This window comes from Klebsiella africana, assembly GCF_020526085.1.
Taxonomy (GTDB): domain Bacteria; phylum Pseudomonadota; class Gammaproteobacteria; order Enterobacterales; family Enterobacteriaceae; genus Klebsiella; species Klebsiella africana.
Window position 1 is genome coordinate 1,757,826 of the sequence record NZ_CP084874.1, and the last position, 20,346, is coordinate 1,778,171.

Annotated in this window: 20 protein-coding genes and 2 pseudogenes; 15 read left to right on the forward strand and 7 right to left on the reverse strand. The window is 56.2% G+C overall.

The genetic code is table 11. From position 1 onward, the window contains the following. Positions 1–76 precede the first annotated feature (76 nt). The 4 genes from LGL98_RS08425 to cobT all read left to right on the forward strand — a co-directional run bounded on the left by LGL98_RS08425 (position 77) and on the right by cobT (position 3,771). Complete coding sequence (locus tag LGL98_RS08425) at positions 77–1,135, forward strand: FUSC family protein (RefSeq protein ID WP_136032910.1); 1,059 nt, start codon at positions 77–79, stop codon at positions 1,133–1,135. A gap of 167 nt (positions 1,136–1,302) precedes the next feature. Next, positions 1,303–1,626 (forward strand): DUF496 family protein, encoded by a 324-nt coding sequence (locus tag LGL98_RS08430; RefSeq protein ID WP_002911883.1) that lies wholly within the window; start codon positions 1,303–1,305, stop codon positions 1,624–1,626. A 309-nt stretch (positions 1,627–1,935) separates the two neighbouring features. Further along, positions 1,936–2,676: an adenosylcobinamide-GDP ribazoletransferase gene (cobS, locus tag LGL98_RS08435; protein ID WP_136032912.1), complete on the forward strand. Its 741-nt coding sequence runs from the start codon at positions 1,936–1,938 to the stop codon at positions 2,674–2,676. Positions 2,677–2,703: 27 nt separating this feature from the next. Beyond that, the gene (gene cobT, locus LGL98_RS08440) at positions 2,704–3,771 is read left to right on the forward strand and encodes a nicotinate-nucleotide--dimethylbenzimidazole phosphoribosyltransferase (RefSeq protein WP_136032914.1); all 1,068 of its coding nucleotides are present in this window, start codon (positions 2,704–2,706) and stop codon (positions 3,769–3,771) included. A 44-nt stretch (positions 3,772–3,815) separates the two neighbouring features. Here cobT and LGL98_RS08445 read toward each other — a convergent pair whose 3' ends face one another. Further along, positions 3,816–4,925 (reverse strand): adenosylhomocysteinase, encoded by a 1,110-nt coding sequence (locus tag LGL98_RS08445; protein WP_136032916.1) that lies wholly within the window; start codon positions 4,923–4,925, stop codon positions 3,816–3,818. 199 nt (positions 4,926–5,124) lie between these two features. On the opposite strand from LGL98_RS08445, the gene LGL98_RS08450 reads away from it, so the two are divergent. Beyond that, complete coding sequence (locus LGL98_RS08450) at positions 5,125–5,856, forward strand: HPP family protein (protein WP_136032918.1); 732 nt, start codon at positions 5,125–5,127, stop codon at positions 5,854–5,856. A gap of 21 nt (positions 5,857–5,877) precedes the next feature. On the opposite strand, the gene LGL98_RS08455 is transcribed toward LGL98_RS08450, so the two are convergent. Continuing rightward, positions 5,878–6,267 (reverse strand): tautomerase family protein, encoded by a 390-nt coding sequence (locus LGL98_RS08455; RefSeq protein WP_136032920.1) that lies wholly within the window; start codon positions 6,265–6,267, stop codon positions 5,878–5,880. A gap of 114 nt (positions 6,268–6,381) precedes the next feature. Between LGL98_RS08455 and LGL98_RS08460 the strand changes: the two genes are divergently transcribed. Next, positions 6,382–7,338: a LysR family transcriptional regulator gene (locus LGL98_RS08460; RefSeq protein ID WP_136032922.1), complete on the forward strand. Its 957-nt coding sequence runs from the start codon at positions 6,382–6,384 to the stop codon at positions 7,336–7,338. Here the strand turns inward: LGL98_RS08460 and LGL98_RS08465 are convergent. Together LGL98_RS08465 and shiA are read right to left on the reverse strand one after the other, a co-directional pair. Next, on the reverse strand, positions 7,298–8,038 hold the full coding sequence (locus LGL98_RS08465; protein ID WP_136032924.1) for a lipoyl protein ligase domain-containing protein: 741 nt from the start codon (positions 8,036–8,038) through the stop codon (positions 7,298–7,300). The two genes, LGL98_RS08460 and LGL98_RS08465, sit on opposite strands and share 41 nt — an antisense overlap. A 46-nt stretch (positions 8,039–8,084) precedes the next feature. Beyond that, positions 8,085–9,404, reverse strand: coding sequence for a shikimate transporter (gene shiA / locus LGL98_RS08470; protein ID WP_136032926.1), 1,320 nt, complete (start codon positions 9,402–9,404; stop codon positions 8,085–8,087). 307 nt (positions 9,405–9,711) lie between these two features. On the opposite strand from shiA, the gene LGL98_RS08475 reads away from it, so the two are divergent. Next, positions 9,712–10,209, forward strand: coding sequence for a putative pterin-binding protein (locus tag LGL98_RS08475; protein ID WP_136032927.1), 498 nt, complete (start codon positions 9,712–9,714; stop codon positions 10,207–10,209). A 10-nt stretch (positions 10,210–10,219) separates the two neighbouring features. After that, complete coding sequence (locus LGL98_RS08480; protein WP_136032930.1) at positions 10,220–12,130, forward strand: putative bifunctional diguanylate cyclase/phosphodiesterase; 1,911 nt, start codon at positions 10,220–10,222, stop codon at positions 12,128–12,130. On the opposite strand, the pseudogene LGL98_RS08485 reads toward LGL98_RS08480, so the two are convergent. Further along, a pseudogene (locus LGL98_RS08485) lies at positions 12,127–12,258 on the reverse strand (hypothetical protein). The gene LGL98_RS08480 and the pseudogene LGL98_RS08485 overlap by 4 nt on opposite strands. A 94-nt stretch (positions 12,259–12,352) precedes the next feature. On the opposite strand from LGL98_RS08485, the gene LGL98_RS08490 reads away from it, so the two are divergent. Beyond that, the gene (locus tag LGL98_RS08490) at positions 12,353–12,685 is read left to right on the forward strand and encodes a TehB family protein (protein ID WP_025711177.1); all 333 of its coding nucleotides are present in this window, start codon (positions 12,353–12,355) and stop codon (positions 12,683–12,685) included. 6 nt (positions 12,686–12,691) lie between these two features. Next, positions 12,692–13,027, forward strand: a complete 336-nt coding sequence (locus tag LGL98_RS08495) for a DUF1869 domain-containing protein (protein ID WP_136032932.1) — start codon at positions 12,692–12,694, stop codon at positions 13,025–13,027. 5 nt (positions 13,028–13,032) lie between these two features. Here LGL98_RS08495 and LGL98_RS08500 read toward each other — a convergent pair whose 3' ends face one another. After that, positions 13,033–13,947 (reverse strand): LysR substrate-binding domain-containing protein, encoded by a 915-nt coding sequence (locus tag LGL98_RS08500; RefSeq protein ID WP_136032934.1) that lies wholly within the window; start codon positions 13,945–13,947, stop codon positions 13,033–13,035. 131 nt (positions 13,948–14,078) lie between these two features. Here LGL98_RS08500 and LGL98_RS08505 point away from each other — a divergent pair, with 131 nt between their 5' ends. The 3 genes from LGL98_RS08505 (at position 14,079) to LGL98_RS08515 (ending at position 16,864) form a co-directional block, all read left to right on the forward strand. Continuing rightward, positions 14,079–14,654, forward strand: coding sequence for a hypothetical protein (locus LGL98_RS08505; protein ID WP_136032936.1), 576 nt, complete (start codon positions 14,079–14,081; stop codon positions 14,652–14,654). Positions 14,655–14,846: 192 nt separating this feature from the next. Continuing rightward, positions 14,847–15,683 (forward strand): alpha/beta fold hydrolase, encoded by an 837-nt coding sequence (locus tag LGL98_RS08510; protein WP_136032938.1) that lies wholly within the window; start codon positions 14,847–14,849, stop codon positions 15,681–15,683. Positions 15,684–15,892: 209 nt separating this feature from the next. After that, on the forward strand, positions 15,893–16,864 hold the full coding sequence (locus LGL98_RS08515; protein WP_136032940.1) for a sensor domain-containing diguanylate cyclase: 972 nt from the start codon (positions 15,893–15,895) through the stop codon (positions 16,862–16,864). On the opposite strand, the gene LGL98_RS08520 is transcribed toward LGL98_RS08515, so the two are convergent. Beyond that, on the reverse strand, positions 16,861–17,964 hold the full coding sequence (locus LGL98_RS08520) for an AarF/UbiB family protein (RefSeq protein ID WP_136032943.1): 1,104 nt from the start codon (positions 17,962–17,964) through the stop codon (positions 16,861–16,863). The genes LGL98_RS08515 and LGL98_RS08520 overlap by 4 nt on opposite strands. 141 nt (positions 17,965–18,105) lie before the next feature. Between LGL98_RS08520 and LGL98_RS08525 the strand changes: the two are divergent. Together LGL98_RS08525 and LGL98_RS08530 are read left to right on the forward strand one after the other, a co-directional pair. Next, positions 18,106–18,192, forward strand: a pseudogene (locus LGL98_RS08525) (type II toxin-antitoxin system PemK/MazF family toxin); the annotation flags it as partial. 350 nt (positions 18,193–18,542) lie between these two features. After that, positions 18,543–20,291, forward strand: a complete 1,749-nt coding sequence (locus LGL98_RS08530) for a hypothetical protein (RefSeq protein ID WP_226651828.1) — start codon at positions 18,543–18,545, stop codon at positions 20,289–20,291. Positions 20,292–20,346: the final 55 nt, after the last annotated feature.

Sequence of the window (20,346 nt, forward strand, 5' to 3'; positions counted from 1 at the left end):
AGGTTTTTTACATTCCCGGCATGCTCCGGGCGAAAAAGCAGTTACAATTGGCCTTTTCGTTTTGCCGGAGAGGGTTGTGCGCGCTGATAAATCACTCAAGCCATTTGAGATCCGCTTGTATCGCCATTATCGGGTGGTGCATGGTGTGCGGATTGCGCTGGCCTTTGTGCTCACTTTTTTGCTGGTACGGCTGCTGAACGTGCCGGAGGGGACCTGGCCTCTTATCACCCTGGTGGTGGTGATGGGGCCGATCTCCTTCTGGGGCAACGTCGTGCCGCGGGCGTTTCAACGCATCGGCGGCACGATCCTCGGCTCGGCGCTGGGGCTGGTGGCGCTGAAGCTTGAGCTTATCTCCCTGCCGCTGATGGTCATCTGGTGCGCGGCGGCGATGTTCCTGTGCGGCTGGCTGGCGCTGGGCAAGAAACCCTATCAGGCGCTGCTGATCGGCATTACCCTGTCGGTGGTAGTCGGGGCGCCGCCCGGCGACATGCATACTGCGCTGTGGCGAAGCGGCGACGTGATCTTCGGCTCCCTGCTGGCGATGCTGTTTACCGGTATCTGGCCGCAGCGGGCGTTCATCCACTGGCGTATCCAGATGGCCAGCTATGTCACGAACTTCAACCGCCTCTACCAGGCCGGCTTTTCGCCAAATCTGGTGGATCGCCCGCGGCTGGAAAAACATCTCCAGCAGGCGCTGAACGACGTTGTTAAAATGCGTGGGCTGATCACCCCCGCCAGCAAAGAGACGCACATCCAGAAGGCGATCTTCGAGGCTATCCAGACCGTCAGCCGCAACCTCGTCTGCATGCTGGAGCTGCAGATCAACGCCTGGTGGGCCACCCGTCCGGGCCACTTTGTGATGCTCAATGCGCACACTCTGCGGGAGACGCAGCAAATGACCCAGCAGACGCTGCTGTCCATCGCCCACGCGCTGTACGAAGGGAACCCTCAGCCCGTGCGCGCCAACAATGAAAAGCTGAATGAGATTGTCCTTGAACTGCGCCAGCTAATGAAAGAGCAGGGCGATGACGGCCTGGCGGAAACCCCAATCCATGGCTATGTTTGGCTCTCTATTGAACTGGCGCGCCAGCTGGAGCTGCTGTCGCATCTGATCTGCCGCGCGTTGCGCAAATAAACGCCAGATGCGCCGGATAACTGTATGGGTTGTTTCGATTCAGCAGCGTTTAGGGTTATGATAAACGCAAAGGAAAAAACATTGTCATCAGCGACTGCTAGCAGTTATGTTAGCCCTATAACGCAGTCGCTTTACGAATCCGAATCTCAATTATTAGGGGTGTAAAAATGGAAACAACTAAGCCTTCTTTCCAGGACGTACTGGAGTTTGTTCGTCTGTATCGTCGTAAAAACAAACTGCAGCGTGAAATTCAGGACGTTGAGAAAAAGATCCGTGATAACCAGAAGCGCGTTCTGCTGCTGGACAACCTCAGCGACTACATCAAACCGGGTATGAGCGTGGAAGCTATCCAGGGCATCATCGCCAGCATGAAGAGCGATTACGAAGATCGTGTTGATGATTACATCATCAAAAATGCCGAGCTGTCCAAAGAGCGTCGCGACATCTCCAAAAAACTGAAAGTGATGGGCGAAGCCAAAGTCGAAGGCTAATCCCTGTCGGTCCGGCGGCAATCTCCGTCGCCGGGCTGTTCTGCTCTCCCTCTCCCTTCGTTTCTTTTCTGCAAAACTTTGCCCCGGCAACTGCCTCTCTGTACCGACTCTTTGCTATACTGCCCCGCGAAATGTATTGATATCGGAAAGGTTTCTCTGATCCTGGCCGGGCATCTGACGCAGCGGCGTCAGGGCGATATCTCAACACCTCTCACCTCTCCGACGATCGATTCGCCAGAAGACAAACTCAGGTGCTGACCGGGCGCGACAGAAACCTCCGCTGCTTTCGCCGACAGGAGTCAACCTCACGTGATTAAGTCATTCTTTGCTGCACTCTCGTTTATCAGCCGCCTGCCGGTTCCGGCGCGGTTATCCCAGGGCCTGGAAATCGAACAATATCAGCGCAGTATCGTCACCTTTCCGCTGGTCGGTTTACTGCTCGGCGCCATCGCCGGCGCGGTGGTGTACCTCTTGCAGCCGTGGTGCGGCGTTCCACTGGCGGCGCTGTTCGGCGTGCTGACGCTGGCGCTGCTCACCGGCGGGTTTCACCTCGACGGGCTGGCCGATACCTGCGACGGCATCTTCTCCGCGCGTACCCGCGACCGGATGCTGGAGATCATGCGCGACAGCCGGCTGGGCACCCACGGCGGGCTGGCGCTGATCTTCGTGCTGGTAGCAAAGGTGCTGGTGATTGGCGAGTTGCTCCTGCGCGATGCCCATCCTATTGCAGCGCTGGCGGCGGCCGGCGCCGTCGGACGCGGGATGGCAGTGCTGCTGATGTATCGTCATCGCTATGCGCGGGAAAAAGGGCTGGGTAATCTGTTTATTGGCAAAGTTAGCCTGCGGCAGACGCTGGTGACGATGGTGATAGGGATCGCGCTGGCGACTGCCCTGCTGGGGCTGCCTGGCTTGCGCGCCGCGCTGATCACCCTGGTGCTGATCTGGGGTCTGGGATGGGCGCTGAAGCGAACCCTTGGCGGGCAGACCGGGGATACCCTCGGAGCGGCGATTGAGCTGGGCGAATTGCTCTTTTTACTGGCGCTGCTGTAAGGCCTGGCGCCAACGATGAGGAACAGAATGGACACACTTTCGGCGTTACTGGCTGCCATTCCGCAGCCTGATGTGGCGGGCATGGCGCGCGCGCAGCAGCATATTGATGGCCTGTTAAAGCCCCCCGGCAGCCTTGGCCGTCTGGAGACGCTGGCCGTGCAGCTGGCCGGTATGCCAGGGCTGCAGGGGCAGCTGGCGCTAAGGGAGAAAGCGATCGTGGTGATGTGCGCTGACCACGGCGTCTGGCATGAAGGCGTAACGCCTTCGCCGCAGGCGGTAACAGCCATTCATGCCGGCAATATGGTGCGGGCAAACACCGGCGTCTGCGTGCTGGCGGCGCAGGCCGGGGCCAGGGTGCAGGTGGTGGATGTCGGCATCGATGCCGACCCGCTGCCGGGCCTGATTAACCTCAAGGTGGCCCGCGGCAGCGGGAATATCGCCCGCACGGCGGCGATGAGTCGCCAGCAGGCGGAGACGGTGCTGCTGGCCAGCATGCATCTCACCCGCCAGCTCGCCGCCGACGGGGTGAAAGTCTTCGGCGTCGGCGAGCTGGGAATGGCCAATACCACCCCGGCCGCAACGGTGATTAGCGTCCTGACGGGTTGCGACCCTGACGCGGTGGTGGGCTGCGGGGCCAATCTGCCTCTGGCGCAGCGGGGCCATAAGGTGGCGGTCGTGCGCCGGGCGATAGCCCATAACCAACCGAATCCGGAAGAGGGGCTGGATGTCCTGGCGAAGGTGGGCGGTTACGATCTGGTGGGCATGACCGGGGTGATCCTCGGGGCGGCCTCCTGTGGCCTACCGGTGGTGCTGGATGGCTTCCTTTCCTATGCCTCGGCCCTGGCGGCCTGTCGCATGGCTCCCGCGGCGCATCCGTATCTTATCCCTTCGCACTTGTCGGCGGAGAAAGGGGCGCAGATCGCCCTCGACGCGCTGGGGCTACGGCCGTATCTCGATATGGACATGCGTCTGGGGGAGGGCAGCGGCGCCGCGCTGGCCATGCACCTGCTGGATGCCGCCAGCGTGATGTACAACCAGATGGGAACGCTGGCGCAGAGCAACATTGTGCTGCCCGATAGCGCGCCATCGTCCTGATGGTAAAGCGCATCGTCTCCACGATGGGGGACGATGCGCCGGGTTTACAGCGCCTGCTGCCAGACCGCCTGCGGCAGGAGATAAACCTTCGCCGGGGCGCGCATGCCGTCGGTGACAATATGGCGGATGCCGCTGGCCATCACCGCCAGGGTGACGTCAAACGCGTTCAGGCTGTCGCCGAAGCCCGCGGTCAGGTTGAGCATCGAACCATTGGCCAGCAGATAGATGGTTTTGTCGGCCATGCGGTAGGCGTTGATATACGGCATCACCTCTTCCTGAGGGTACTGGCGCAGGTACTCGCCGTCGATCTCTTCCGCCACGTGGCCGACGTTAAGGATAAATACCCCCGCTTTCGCGCGGTCCAGCGCCTGGCGATTAACCACGTTTTTACCGCCTGTCGCTGTGGCCACCACGTCCGTCGAGGCGATAGCCTCCTGGAGATCGACCACGTGCCAGCCGTCGTAGGCTGCCTGCAGACGACGGGCAGGATCGATCTCCGCCACCATCACCTGGCCACCAAAGGCTTTTGCCGCTGCCGCGACGCCCTGGCCAACCAGGCCATAGCCGATCACCAGCACTTTTTTCTCATGCAGGGTGAGATGAGTGGTCTGGAAGAAGGTGTGCCAGGCGGTGAGACCGACCATATGACGGTTGTGCAGCCCCTCTTTGACCGGCAGATCGTCCCAGTTAAAGATCGGATAGCCTGGCTGAATATCGCCCAGCCGATTGACGCCCGAGCCGGTGGCTTCCAGGCCGGCCACGATGTTCCCGAATTCGCCGCGCTGGTGGAGCAGGGTGGTGATATCGGCGCCCATCTCGCACAGGTGAGTGGGCTGCCAGGCAATCGCTTTTTCCCATGACTGTTGCCAGTCGGTATCGCTCATATTGCGCCATGCGCAGGCCTCGGCGCCGCGCTCCACCAGCCAGGCCACCACGTCGTCCTGCACGGTGGTGGGGTTACAGGTGGTTAAAAAGACCTGAGCGCCCTTGTCGAGGATCCCCTGCACCAGCGGGATCATTTTCATGTCGAGGTGCATACAGCAGGCCAGACGCACGCCGCTGAGGTCGGGCAGCGCGGCGACCTGACGCAGGGTACGCGGCATATTCTGGCTGGCCCATGCCACTTCTTTCGCTAAAGAGATTTTATTATTCACTGGGTTATGACCTTCAATTCGCAAAAGGGGTATCCCCCTGACAGAAAAGGGATTCTATCAGCCCACGCGAGAATTCACAGCACAATGCCGCCGGGATGTCGCCGCCCGCGCTATCCCCTGCGAAAGACAGGGTTGTTAATTTAAGGTTAAAAAAAGAAAATAAAATATAAGTAATTCCTATGATCTAAGCGATAAAGTGATGTTGAGTGTCATTCCTGGCAGGCTGTTTTCACGGCTGCGGATTTTCCTTGGGCGCCTGAAGCCGCATGCGCTGCCGGTAGCCCGTCGGCATATTGTTCTGGGCTCCATAGGCGCCGGCACCGGACTGGCGGTGACCAGCATGTTCAGCCACTGGCTGCTCGGCGAAGTCAATCTGTGGTTTATTGCCCCGATGGGGGCCTCGGCGGTACTCCTGTTTGGCGTACCGAGCAGCCCGCTGGCGCAGCCGTGGTCGATTGTCGGGGGTAATGTGCTGTCGGCGCTGATCGGCGTCACGGTCGGTATGCTGGTCCCCGATCCGGCGTTGGCCTGCGGCCTGGCAGCGGCCCTGGCCATCGCCGGGATGTATTTTCTGCGCTGTCTGCATCCCCCCGGTGGCGCGGTGGCCCTGACGGCGATCCTCGGCGGGGCCGGGGTGCACAGCGAAGGTTATCATTTTGTGCTGACCCCGGTGCTGCTCAACTCGCTGATGCTGGCGCTGCTGGCCATCGTGTTTAACAACCTGGTTGGCCGCCGCTATCCGCATCCGCTGGCGGCGGAGGAGGTCAAACCCCGGACGGTGCCGCTAGGCATTTCGGTCACCCGGGAAGATATTCACGCCGCGTTGCTGGAAGGCCAGTTCCTGGATATTGACGAAGACGATGTCCAGGAACTGCTGGAGAATATCGAACAGCAGGCTCGGCAGCGCATCGCGGCGGCAGCCCGCCGCTAGGGACGCACTTCAGGCTGCGGGTTACAGATCGCCGGTAAGATACTGCGCGACCCCGCGGCCAAAGCTCCAGTCACCTTTCTGATTACTGATAATCGACACCATCAGATCATCGCCGCTCAGGCCGCAGTGCTCTGCCAGTTCTCCCTGCAAGATGGCGAAGAAGCGCTGTTTCTGCGCCTCGCTGCGCGGGCTGGTATAGACCCGCACCACCACCAAATCCCGCGAGCGGGTCAGTCCGAGGCCGGTATCGTCAATCACCATATGGTGGGCTTTGTTTTCGTGAACAATCTGGTAGCGGTCGCGTTCCGGTACTTCGAAAGCGCGCAGCACGGCGCGATGGGCTGCATCCAGCAGAGTTTTGATCTCCTGTTCCGTACGGCCTTCAATCAGGTCAAATGTCAGTAATGGCATGCAGGTGTTCCTTATCGTTAGGGAAAATGACGGGCTGATCAGGATGCTAGCCGATGCCGCCGCCGGCAAAAACCGCTATAGTTGAATACATTGTTTTTACTGGTGAACAATCACATGAGCGAGAGTCGTCCGGAGAGTTACTGGTCTCATCTGTACTGGCTGACGGTGCTGGAAGAGCAAAAAAGCTATACCCGGGCCGCGGAAAAGCTCGGGATCAGCAAGTCGGCTATCAGTCAGAAAATCAGCGAACTGGAGCGGGTGACCGGCAAAACCCTCGTCCATCGCACCACCCGCAGCGTGAGCCTCAGCGACGACGGACTGCGGCTTGTGGCGGAGCTCAACGAGCCGTTTGGTCAGCTGCGGGATATTTTCACCGGCGCCTGCGATGAGGGGGGGCCGCTGCGGGGAACGCTGCGCCTGACCGCGCCGGTGGCCTTTTCCCGCCAGCAGCTGGTTCCGGCGATTGCGCCATTTTTGCATCAGCATCCCCAGCTGCATCTGCAGCTTGAGGTGACCGACCGACTGGTCTCTCTGGCCAGCGAAGGGTTCGATCTCGCCATCCGCCACTGTCGGCGCGAGGCGCTCCCGGATACCCACGTCGCCTGGCCGCTGTGTCACACTGCGACGCTGATCGTCGCGTCCGCCGACTATATTCGCTGCCATGGCCGCCCGGAAAACCCCGACGATCTGCGCCACCACCAGTGCCTGACCTATCCCCGCGGGCCACAGCGTCCGCAGTGGACGTTCGCCTCCCGCCAGACGCCCGATGTTCGGTTGACCATCAACGTGCAGGGGCCGTTCGCCACGAATAACAGCGAGTCGCTACGTGATGCGGTGCTGGCGGGGCTGGGAGTGGCGCTGCTGCCGGATTTCAGCGCCCGGGAGGCCATCGGTCGCGGGCTGGTACAGGAGCTGCTGCCCGCGTGGCAGCCGGTGGAGGTGTTTGCCGATCGGCTGTATGTCATCCGACCCTATACCCCACGCGTGTCGCGCGCGGTGGAAACCTTCAGCCGCTACCTGAAAGCGACCTTCAGCGAGCCGCGTCCAGCTCCCGCGCCAGCGCCTTGCTAAAGCGGGGCAGCAGATGGCGCTCACCGGGAAGCAACTCCGCCAGGGTGACGGTTTTGTCGGCGCGGTAGACCCGCTCGCTGCCGAGCTGCGCTTCGAAGGCGTTCGCCGCCTGGTGTGCCGCGCGAAGGTCGGCGTCAATAAGGATCACTGCATGGGCCAGCACGACATGGCCGCGGCCTGCCGTCAGCGGCCGCCAGTACTGGGCGGTACCGACAATCTTGCGCGCCTCCGTGCCCTCTCCGCAGGCGAGGTTATACCGGCCATCGCAAAAGGAACCGTTTACCGCCTGGGCGTGGCTGGCAACGCCGAAGCGGGCGAGGGTGCGCTGCAGCACAGCGCACAGCGAGTGATAGATGGGTTCGGCGGCCTCGCCGAGCGGCTGCTGCACCGGCCAGGCGAGGCTAAGGTTGATAATGCCCGGCCCCTGGGGCACCAGACCGCCGCCGGAGCGGCGGAGCCATACCGGCCAGCCGTGCGCGGCAAAATGCGCGCTAACCGCCGGCAGATCCGCAAATTGACGATAGCTCCCCGGCACGACAAATCCCTGCGGCGCCTGCCAGAGCTGGGCGACGGCTTCGCCTGCGCTGGCTTTGGCAAACAGCGGCTGTTCCGCCTGGGTGGGGTCTTCGCAAAACTGCAGCGCTAGTGAGGACGGGGTAAAATGGCGAGGCCAGCAGTCGGCCAGGGATAACAGAGACATGCATTCTCCTTACGGGAGGGCGCCGGCTGCGCCCTCCGCTGGTGGGTCAGTCGGGCGCGTGTTTTTTCATCAGCAGGGCGGTGAGCGCCGACAGCAGGCATCCCGCGGTGAGATAGAGGGCCACGCTGTGCCACGATCCACCGGAGAAGGTGACCAGCGCAGCGGCAATAAACGGGGTAAAGCCGCCGCCGACCACGCTCGCCACCTGATAGCCGACGCCAGCGCCGCTATAGCGATAGCTGGCGCCGAACAGCTCGGTAAACATCGGCTGCTGGACGCAGACCACCATATCATGGGCTATATTGGCCAGCATCAGGGCGAAGAACAGGATCCAGAAAACGGACTGACTCTCCAGCGCCATAAAGAACGGGAAACCGCTCAGCGTGCCGATCAGCGCGCCGGTGATGTATATCCGTCGGCGGCCAAAGCGGTCTGCCAGCCAGGCGAAGCAGGGGATAGTCAGGCAGCTGAGACCGCCTACCAGCAGGCCAATGTTGAGAAACAGCTCGCGCGGCAGGCCGAGGTTTTGCGTGGAGTAGTTGAGGGCGAAGGCGGTGACGATATACATCGTCAGCAGTTCACACAGCCGCAGGGCGATAATCAATAAAAACGCCCCCGGATGACGAAGCAGCGCTTCCACTACCGGTAGCCGCTTTTTCATCTGCGGCGCGTTGGCCTGGCTCTGCTGGGCTTCAAATTCCTGCGATTCCGCCATGCCGTTACGGATCCACAGCGCCATAAGGACCAGCACCACGCTGAACAGGAAGGGTAAGCGCCAGCCCCAGCTGAGGAACTGCTGGTCGGTGGTCAGGCTGCTGATCAGCGATACCAGCCCGGTCGAGAGCAGGAGGCCGACGCCGTAGCCCACCTGCACCCCGCTGCTGTAAAAGGCTTTTTTCCCTTTCGGCGCGTTCTCTACCGAGAGCAGCGCCGCGCCGCCCCATTCGCCGCCGACGGCGAATCCCTGCACCGCTCGCAGGAACACCAGCAGCACCGGCGCCCACCAGCCAATCTGGTTGAACGAGGGAAGCAGGCCAATACAGGCGGTGGCGATACCCATCATCCAGACCGTCATCATCAGCATCCGTTTCCGTCCGAGACGGTCGCCGAAGTGGCCGAAGACGATGCCGCCGAGCGGGCGAAAGAGGAACCCGACGCCGAAGGTCGCAAACGCCGCTAGCGTCCCCATCGCCGGCCCGATCTGCGGGAAAAACTCGCGGTTGAACACCAGCGCGGCGGTAATGCCATAGAGAAGAAAATCGTACCAGTCGACCACGGCGCCGGCAAAACTGCCCCATGCCGCCCGCCGGGCGCGATGCAGTGCATTCACCGGCTCGGTGGGCTGCACGCTTATTGTTGAATCCATACCCTGTCCTGTCAGTCACGTAATTTGTCGTTATTGGAATGAGACGCTTTTACCCCTGCGCCTGTCCTGAGACTACCTTGCCGCGCTTGTTCAGGAAAGCGATTTACCCGGCAAAAAAACAGAATGGTGCAAAAAGTAAGCGACTGGAATGGCGGGCGAAATCACAACCTGTGGTAAACATTCTGGCAATTTAGCCATCAGCTTATACTTTTAATTAAATCAACGGATAACAAAGATGGACACCTTTTAAGAATTGACGTAAATGGTTTACACTTAACACGTCTCCTTCTCTGGAATGGTGAGTTAAATGCGTCTACTTCTTGCAGTGTTATTTTGTTCTGTCATTTTGCCTTCTGCTTACGCTGAAAAACTGCCTACGCCGACAGGAAAACCTGTGCTGACCATTTCCGGGAAAATCGGAAATACGAACGTCGGTGACAAAGCCGTTTTTGATCTCGCAATGCTGGAAAAACTGGGGATGAAGACGGTGGAAACCACCACCCCCTGGTACACCGGCAAGGTCCGTTTTGACGGCATTCCCCTTAATAAACTCATGGATTTAGTCGGCGCGAAAGGCACATCGGCCCGCGTGCTGGCGCTGAATGACTACACGACCATTATTCCGATGGATGATTTTTATAAATTCCCGGTCATTATGGCGTTAAAAATGAACGGCGAGTATATGCGCATTCGAGACAAAGGCCCACTATTTATTGTTTACCCTTACGACAGCAGTGCTGAATTACAGAACCAGATCTATTATTCCCGATCGGCCTGGCAAGTTTCTAAGATTATTATAGAGTAAGGGTTGGATCTTGAATCGAATACTCACGGCTATTATTTTGTCGTTATTTATTGTTACCGGATATATAACTTATCTGGTGCATGAGCGACAAAGTGAGTTGCAAAAATTTACCCGCTATACGGACTCGTGGTCCATGTCGCAGATGGTGTCGGAATATATGCGACTGGAGTCTCGTCTGGCGGGAATGGCGATTGGGGCCGAAGGGGCGGACCACGATGAGGTGCGCCTGCGCCTGGAGATCATGATGAGTCAGATCGAACTCCTGCAGGAGGGCGATCTGGGTAAATTTATTAATAAAAGCGAGCAGCGAAAGACGGTTGTCGCCACGCTGATCCGCAATCTCCATCAGCTGGATAAACAGGTTGATACCATGACGCCGGAGCAGGTCAAACAGATCCTGCCGGTGTTGAGTGAGCTGGACGGTCCCCTGACCTCAATGGCCGCCGCCACGCTGACGCAAGATATTAATATCGTTAATGTCACACATGATAAAATTCAGCATCTCTATTATATCTACTCGGTGATCTCCATTCTGCTGATCGCCATGTGTATTACTTTGGGTCTGCTGATGCTGCGGCAGAATAATAACCTGCGTCGCGCCCATGTTCGTATGAAGACCCTGGCCAACGATCTGCAGATCTCAAAAGAGAAGTTGCAGGTGCAGAACCGCCGTCTCCAGTATGATGCCTACCATGATTCGCTGACCGGCATGCCCAACCGACTCTCTTTCTGGCAGCGGCTGCAGGAGATCGTCAATCAGGTGCGTCCCTATAAGGGATGCGCCGTGGTGATGCTTTTCGACCTCGACAGCTTTAAGGATGTGAACGACACCCTCGGCCATGATGCTGGCGATAAGCTGCTGCAGGATCTGGCCAGTCGTCTCTCCTTTTTCCGTAAAACCTCCGAGACGCTGTATCGCCTCGGCGGCGATGAGTTCGCGATGCTCTCTTACGATCTGACCGAAGAGATGGCCCTTGAGCGGGCCAATGTCATCCGGGAAAAAATCAGCCAGCCCTATCAGATCTACGATGCGCAGATTAATATCGACGCCTGCATCGGGATCGTGATTTCAGATGGCGAAAGTCGTACCGATTACCTGTACAAATGTGCCGACCTCGCGCTGTATGAGGCGAAAAAAGAGGGCAGCGGACATGTGCAAATCTTCCGACCGGGGATGCTACAACGTTTGCAGGAGAATAAATCGTTCGAGGACGATCTGCTGCTGGCCCTGGCCCATGACGAGTTCAAAGTTTACTACCAGCCGATCGCCGATACCGTCACCCGCGAAATCTATGGTTATGAAGCGCTGGTTCGCTGGTTTCATCCGGTGCGCGGCGCCGTGCCGCCGACCGTCTTTATTCCGGTGGCAGAGAAAATCGGTCTGATTAATGCCCTTGGTGAGTGGGTGCTGAAGACTGCCTGCGCCGAAGCGGCCAGCTGGGCGACGCCGCTCAAGGTCTCGGTTAACGTTTCACCTATTCAGCTGATGAACACCTCGCTGACCGACACCATTATCGGCGTGCTGCAGCAAACCGGCCTCGATCCGCGACGCCTGGATCTGGAGATCACTGAGTCGGACGTGTTCAATGAGAATACCCGTTCGCTGGAAATTCTCAGCCAGCTGCGCGAGCAGGGCATTCAGATCTCCATTGATGACTTTGGAACCGGTTATTCTTCCCTGTCGCGCCTAAGCTACTTTCCGTTCGATAAAATTAAAATCGACCGTTCGTTTGTTATCAATATTCCTGAGCAAAAAGACGATTTGGATATCGTTCGCCTGATTATCAGTATGGGAAAGAGTCTGCATATGCGGATTGTGGCGGAAGGCGTGGAAACCGAAGAACAGTTGACCTCGCTGCAGGCGCTGGGCTGTGACCTGGTCCAGGGGTATTTAATCGGCAAGCCGAGTCCGCTGCGCTAACAAATTTTTAACGCGTTTATTTTTATTCCTCCGGGCGATTTCAGGATCCTGAAATTGCCTTTTTTATTTTATCTTAACGCTAATCCCTGGGAGGTATAAAAAGGGGTAGAGGAAAAATTCCATAACAAAATAATATCCTTACCCTTTAAAAGGGGTATATGATATGCATCATATAGGCTATTTCTGAACGTCTCGTTTGAGACGGTAAAGTGAGGCACCATCATGCAGCGAATCATTATTCCCACCCATTATGTTCACACCCGCAGCACGCCGCTGTGGACCAAAGAGACCGCCCCGGCCTCTATCTGGCGCCGCCATCTGGACGCTGGCACCCGGCAGGGGGTTTACCCTCGTCTCTCGGTGATGCAGGGGGCGATCCGCTATCTCGGTTATGCCGATGAAACCAGCCCCGATCCTGTAGAGACCCTGACCATTGAAGCTGGGCAGTTTGGCGTCTTTCCGCCGGAAAAATGGCACTGTATTGAGGCGCTCACTGATGACACGGTGTTTAACGTCGACTTTTACGTTGATCCGCAAATTCTCATCGAGGGATAAAAAGAAATGACCAGTGAAAATAAAGGCTATACTGTAGCGCTGGAAAACTGCCAGCTTCACCAAAAGCGTGAAAAAATATTCCTCAAACCGATGGTGTTGTATATTCCGCAGCAGGCGGTGGAGGCCGTTAATAGTCTGCTGAATGACCTGCCGGGTGGCAATAAAGAAGGAGAGTGGGTATTGACCGTCACCAATAATAATAACGGCGTCTCGGTCGATAAAACCTTTACCTCGCGCACGGCGCTGTGCGAACCGTCCACTGCCGCCGATGCAGTGAAAGATTTGATCAATATCGTCCGCGGTTATGAGTCCGATGAAGAGACCAACGTCTGCGGCTGGTAGCGCCGCTATGTTTCTGCCGGGTGACTATCGTTGCCCGATGCCATCTGGCTGACCAGCCACTCCCGCAGAGCGATAATATCCGCCCGCTGCGCTGCCGCTTCGGTAGTGATCAGGTAGTAGCGGGCGCCCGGTAATGCGTTGCTGAACGGCGCGGACAATACGCCGCGCTGCAACAGATCCCGCGCCAGCAGTTCGCTGGCGATCACGGCCCCCTGACCAGCCACTGCCGCCTGCAGGGCGTGGGTCTCATCGCTAAAGGTTAACCCCGCATCAATATTCAGCGACGGCGGCCCATAGCGACGGCGCCAGCTCTCCCAGGTTGGCGAATCGGCCGGCACATGCCGGTTGGCGACGTGAAACAGCGTCACCCGCTGCAGATCTTCAGGCTGGACGAGGCCCAGCGACGGGCTGGCAACCACGATAAAATGATCCTCATACAACAGCGTACAGCAAAGGTCCGGCTCCGGCGTTTCACGATAGCGAATCGCGGCGTCCACCGTGCCCAGATGCAGATCCACCCGTTCAACGCTGGTGTGTAGCCGCAGGTCGATCGCCGGAAAGCGGGCGGTAAAATCTGCCAGCCGTGGCACCAGCCAGTGGGTGAGGAAATTGGATGTGGTGGTGACGGTTAAGGATGGCGGCTGACGGGCATGCGCGATCTGAACGACCGCCTGTTCCAGGGCGCTAAAAGCACGCTGCGTGGCGGCGTAGAGGATCTCGCCATCGGCGGTCAGACTGACTCCCTGGGCACTGCGTTCGCAGACCCGGCACTCCAGCACCGACTCCAGCAGTTTAATCTGATGGCTGACTGCCGTCGCGCTGACGCCGAGTGCATCGGCGGCCTGTTTAAAACTGCGGTGGCGGGCGACGGCATGAAAGGCGCGCAGCGCCCCCAGCGGCGGCAGACGGGGTGATCTCATGGCTGAGTTTTTCTCATCTATGGCTGAAAACTATGCGTTTGTGTATCCCTGTATAGTGACGATAGGCTACGGGCATGTAAAGACAATGACATGAATTAAATTCATGTATCTTCGCCTGACAGGAGTCAACTATGCACATTGTAAGCCGCTACACCGCCGCGGAAGCCGCGGCAACGATCGACCCCCGCGGTCGCGCTATCGCTCTTAGCGTGGTCATCGCCGCCGGGGCCTTGCTGTTAATCATGACCCCGGTTATCGGGACGACCGGCACGCTGAGTCTGCTGACGGCGCTGATTGCGGCCTTTGGCGTCGGGTGGGGATTCACACGCGGACAATCCTGGCTTTATCGCTCGCCCCTGGCGACGACGCGCTGGGCCTTTCTGTTGTCAGCGGCCGGCTGGCTGCTGGTGCTGGTGGCCTGGTATGGCGGGCAGGACTGGCCGGCACTGCTGCCGGGCGTGGCGTTCGGTGGAGCGGGAGCGGCTGTCGCCTGGCGCATTGCGGCGGGTAGGACGACGCTGCCGGGGGTGCGAATCAGCGGCGCCACGGTGCTGAGCGTAGCTATCGCCATCGCGGCGACGCTGCTGACCTGGCATACTGCGGGCGGAGGACGCCATGGTGTGTGCTTTGCCTTCGCCGTGCTGCTCGACTGGGCACTGCTTGGCGCGTTGATGGTGCGGATCCGCCAGCAGGAGAGTGCGGCCTGATACCAGGCGCTGTCTGGTCCAGGATCGGCGAATCAAGCGAGACGGGATAAGTTGTCCGGCGAGGCGTTAAATATCTTCTACACTGTTACAGACATCACATTCCTGTGCGGTCGGCACTCCTGCCGGCCGCCGTCGGCGTTCAGCCCAGGCGCGGGCCTGCAGGCTGGTTATCCTGAAAGAGGAGTCTGTAACATGGCATTTGTCACCACCCAAGACGGCGTCAATATTTACTTTAAAGACTGGGGCTCAAAGGAGGCTCAGCCGATTGTTTTCCATCACGGTTGGCCCTTGAGCGCCGACGACTGGGATAACCAGATGTTGTTTTTCCTTGCCGAAGGGTTCCGGGTCATCGCTATCGACCGTCGGGGTCATGGCCGCTCCGATCAGGTTAGCGAGGGGCACGATATGGACCATTACGCGGCGGACGTCTCGGCAGTGGTGGAGCATCTGGATCTGCACAATGCGGTCCACGTCGGGCACTCAACCGGCGGCGGCCAGGTTGCCCGCTACGTCGCTCGCTATGGCCAGCCGCAGGGGCGGGTGGCGAAGGCGGTGTTAATCAGCGCCGTCCCGCCGCTGATGGTGAAAACCGAGCAGAATCCGGGCGGTACGCCGATCGAGGTGTTTGATGGTTTCCGCAAAGCGCTGGCCGCTAACCGCGCCCAGTTCTATCTCGACGTCGCCTCTGGCCCGTTCTATGGCTTCAACCGTGACGGCGCTGAGGTATCCCAGGGGACGATCCAGAACTGGTGGCGACAGGGGATGATCGGCAGCGCCAAGGCTCATTATGAAGGCATTAAGGCATTTTCAGAGACCGACCAGACGGAAGACCTCAAGTCGATCACCTTGCCGGTGCTGGTGATGCAGGGGGATGACGACCAGGTGGTTCCCTATAAAAATGCGGCCATTCTGCAGGACAAACTTCTGCCGAACAGCCAGCTGAAAATTTATCCTGGCTTCCCGCATGGGATGCACACCTCCCACGCCGATACCATCAACGCCGATCTGCTGGCGTTTATCCGCGCCTGATCTTCCTTCTTTGCCGGGCAGAGTGCCGTTAATGGTATTCCGCCCGCGCCCTGGCCGCCTGAGGCGCCGGGGCGCGCCGGTTGACGAGTGGGAGAAATCTGCTTAACTCATGGGATACCTGACGAATATTTTCCCCTGGCAGGATAAAACGCCGGTTTCCCGCAGGGGAGAGCGGCTGAATTCTGCGTAAGCGAGACAAGAGAGAGACAATGAAATTAGCCGGACTTCATCCCGACGAGCAGCGTCGCCTGCAATCGCTTCGCTCTTCCGGGCTGTTGAATAGCGGAAAAGAAGAACGCTTCGATCGCCTGACCAGGCTTGCCCGTTCGCTATACAACCTGCCGGTGGCATCCATTAGTCTGGTGGGGGAAGATCTGCTGCATATTAAATCTTGTGCCGGTCTGGATGTGGACACAGTGCCAAGAGATATATCCTTTTGCGCCCATACGATTCTGCAAACCGACCCGCTTATTGTCAACGATATGCAGCAGGACGTGCGCTTTCACGATAACCCGCTGGTGATTGAGGCACCGTTTATCCGCTTTTATGCTGGCTACCCGGTGCAACTGCCGGATGGCGCGACCGTGGGGTCCTTCTGTCTGATGGACCATCAGCCGCGTTCGTTTTCCGCCCATGAAATCCAGATCTTAAGCGATTTGGCGGCCATCGTGGAGGATGAGTTCAAGGTACTCGATGCCGCAACTGCGGATGAACTCACGGGGTTGTTTAATCGTCGGGGATTCCTCACCCTGGCGGAGTACGCTCTGCTGACGGCCCAGCGCCGCCATGAGCCGGTGAGCCTGGCGTTTGTCGACCTCGATCGTTTCAAGCATATCAATGATACATGGGGGCATGAGGAGGGCGACCGCGCGCTGAACGCCATCGCCGATTTGATGAAAGCGGCCTTCCGTGAGTCCGATATCCTTGCCAGGCAGGGTGGTGACGAGTTTATCATTCTGTTCGCCAATACCAGCCGCCACGATGCGGCGGCGGCAATGGAGACGCTCAGTCTCAATGTGGCGCGTTTCAACCAACAAGCGGCCAACCCCTGGCAACTGGCTTTCTCCTGGGGCTGCGTCGAGTACGATCCCGCCATTCACCCCGATCTTAATGCGCTGGTGGCCGCCGCCGACCGCCTGATGTACCAGGCGAAGCAGAAGCAGGGACGCGAGCGTCGCTAATCCCTCCCGGCGGGGGCGTTAAGCAGGTACTGCTGCACCTGCTGCCGCTTCTGCGCATAGCTGCTGAGCAGCGCCTGCTGCGATTTCCCGTCGTTATCGTAAAACAGGCCGCCTTCGTCGGCGATAAAGCGATAACGCTGTTCCAGCTGGTTTATCACCCAGTCAATGCGTTGCAGGGTGAGTAGGGTACAGGACTGACCATGCAGGTCGTCTTCAATATCCAGCACATGTGAGCGAAAGGCCTCTACGGCAAACAGCCGGCTCAGCGCGGCAGGGTCCGTCAGCGCCGACTCCCAGCGCGCCGTCAACTGCTGAAAGTGAGCCAGCACCTGTGGGTCAGCGCGCCGGGCGCGGAGCCAGACGACCTTCCGACGGTAGCTTTCAACCGCCAGCCGCTTCAGATCGCGATAGTGCGCCAGCTGCTGCTCCGCGTCGGGGACCTGGGTCATCAGCCAGCTAAAAAAGAAGCGAGTCTCAAAACGTTCGACAAAGTGGAACAGCGGATCGGCCAGACCATTGCTGTTGAATTCTCTCAGCGGGTCGAAGGGATACATATAGCCAAAATCGAACAGCCACAGCTGCTCCTGCCGGTCCACCAGTAGATTCCCGCTACAGAGATCCCACTCCATCAGCCCCTGTTCTTCGCAGGCTTCCAGAGTAGTAAATAGCTGGGCGATCAGTGGCGGGGTCAACTGGTGTATCGGCTCGCCATCGATCCAGGGGGAGATCAGGATGCCGAGGCGATAATCGGCATACAGCGTAGGGACGATGTGGGTGAAGCGCGGGGCGGTGACCGGGTTATCCTTCAGCCGCTGCAACGCCTGCCTGCGCTGCACTTCATTTAAAAACGACAGCTGGCCGTTGAGGTTGGCAACGCCGGCGACGGCGCGACGTTTCTTTAAATTGTACTCCTTGCCGGCGATGCGCAGACGATAAACCTCGCCGGTCAGGCCTGAGCCGTATACCTGCACCACATAGGGGGAATCGGGGCCCAGTGCGGCGAGGGTCTCCGGCGGCAGCGGGCAGTGACTGACGTTGCCGACGATAAGAGGTTCTCCGCTGCGATCGAACGCCTGCTGTTGCTGTTGTCTGAGGTTCATGATGCCTCCGGGTATAACGTTAGATAGCGTGGATAATCCACGCTATCTCACCCGCAAACGGTAGTGAATTCATCCTACTGGCGGGGGCTTTTTCAGGCTGAGCTGGGCTGTGTTAACGGAGGAGACTCGGGGCGTAAGGCGGCGGCAGGGAAGGGCAAGCGTCTGGAACGCATACCTGACGCCGTTGTCAATGAGGTGCTTGCCAGGCTGGATGCGATGCTGAGCTAACGTCAGCGACGCAAAAAAGCAAAAAGCCTGCTCGAAAGCAGGCTTCTTAAATGTGGCTCCTCTGACCGGGATCGCCTTTGCCATTAACTGGCTGATTGGTAAGCTAAACCTAAAATTGGGCTTGTCAAGACCACCAGAATGACCACCTTTTTGTGCATGGGTCATTCTGGTCAAAGAGCCTTGATATGACATCATGATTGATACGCTTGTGTACTTACTATTGAGCATGTTTTTCTAAGATAACCAGTACGAGAGGTCCATGTGCCGTTGTATTCACTACCTGTCGTTTAGTACCTTTACTTTAACATCCATAGTGTTAGCATGGCTTTGTTTGTCTTAGGAGAATGGTTATGGTCAACAGGAAGTCAAAAAAGAATCGGAATAAGCAACAACGACAGAAGAAAAATGAAAATCCCCAACGAAGAGGGAATAGTGAATATTTATTCAACAATACTATACTTCCAACTAATATTCCATTGATTGACTTTTGTTCACTTGTTATTGATCAGGTTAAATTAAACCCAGCACTAGAAAATAGTCCAGATTATCATTTTTCTAATATGATTGTTCATTGGGAAAATAAAGATTATGAGTCACACAGGGCATCTGCATTTTTATTACTGATGACTATTTATGATGAAGTCCCCTCATATATAACAAGACTGATGACTGAAGAAAATGAATTTATTTTATCAGAGAGGCTTTCATTTGTTCATTTAGATAACATAAGTGAAGGATTAAAGTTAGCACATGTTTATTATAAACTAATTGATTGCTTTATACGTACGGGGGCTAAAGGACGTAACTCAACGTATTTTAAGACCTTTATGAAAGTGATTGCAAATAAAAAAGAGAACTCCAACTATCCTTTACATCATTATGACGATATTTTATTACGGTTTTATGAGTACTATCATCGAGTATTGATTAAAAATGATAATGAGTTGAATAACCTCACACTTTTTATTTATCAACATCTTGAGGGCGAAGGGAGTCAGTCATTATATTTCTTTTTGTCTTATTTCTGTCTTAATAAAAATGATCAACAAGCAATAGACTATGCTTTAATGTGTTTGAACTCAAGAAATTATGCAGATGGAACATCGTATAATTTCTCATTATGTAAGAATACAATAAGAGCAACTATTCGCTGTAACCTTTGGCATGAATATGATAAATGGATGGACATTTTAGAATCAGCAGTTGGTGGTGATAATCCAGAGTTGTTACAGTTACGAGAACAAGGTGAATGTGCAATAAATAAAGCATTAGCTAGACATGAACATCCAATAAATCCTACCAACGTAACTCCAATTACCCTGGATTCTGTGAAGACAGAAGAATTGTTAATATTGTTATCAATAATTGATGGATGTGGTGGGGATTGGGGAATTGTTGCTAAAGAAGAACTTTTACGCTATACATTTCCATCAAAGGAAATTGCAAACAAGCAACTAATAAATCTGCTCACTCAGCACATTCTCAAAATTTCAGTTTCTGATTTTTCTTCATTGAAAGATGATGATTTATATAACTTTGACTCATTCATCAACCTCTGCCGTTTCCATTTAAATATAATTGGAATAAGTGATACGAAAACTATATCGTTAAAAGTTTTACAAGAAGAGGTTTTAAAGAGGGGGGATATAAAAGATAGTATTATCAATCTTTGGCGTAAAATTAATCTAGGGTATTTTTACAATACGTTAGAATATTATCTTTCCAAGATATCTGAGCGATGGGCTCAGGAATTTTTTCTTAACGAAAATACTAGGCAGCGACTAGAGAATATTATAACCAGTGCTAGGCGATTGTCTTTTTCAGCATATAAATCGGTTAATTCGACAGTAGGGTTTCATGAATTACAAAGTACGGGAACAAAACACACACAAAATATGCTTTTGCATGAGATAAATAAATATATCAGTTTTATTGAGCAAAGTGATGTTGATTATTCAAAGCCACGTTATGATAAAATGCCTATACTTTCAGTAGAAAGGCAGTTATATGATTTGTTTAATCTTGAGCCAGCAATTTTGTATAATGAAGTTCCATCTATAGGTATTGTTGAAAACTGTATGCTGCTTGATGAGTTTTGATAGTTGTCTAAGGATGGTCTCAATAATCTCCATTTCAGTAGTATTAGATTTAGAT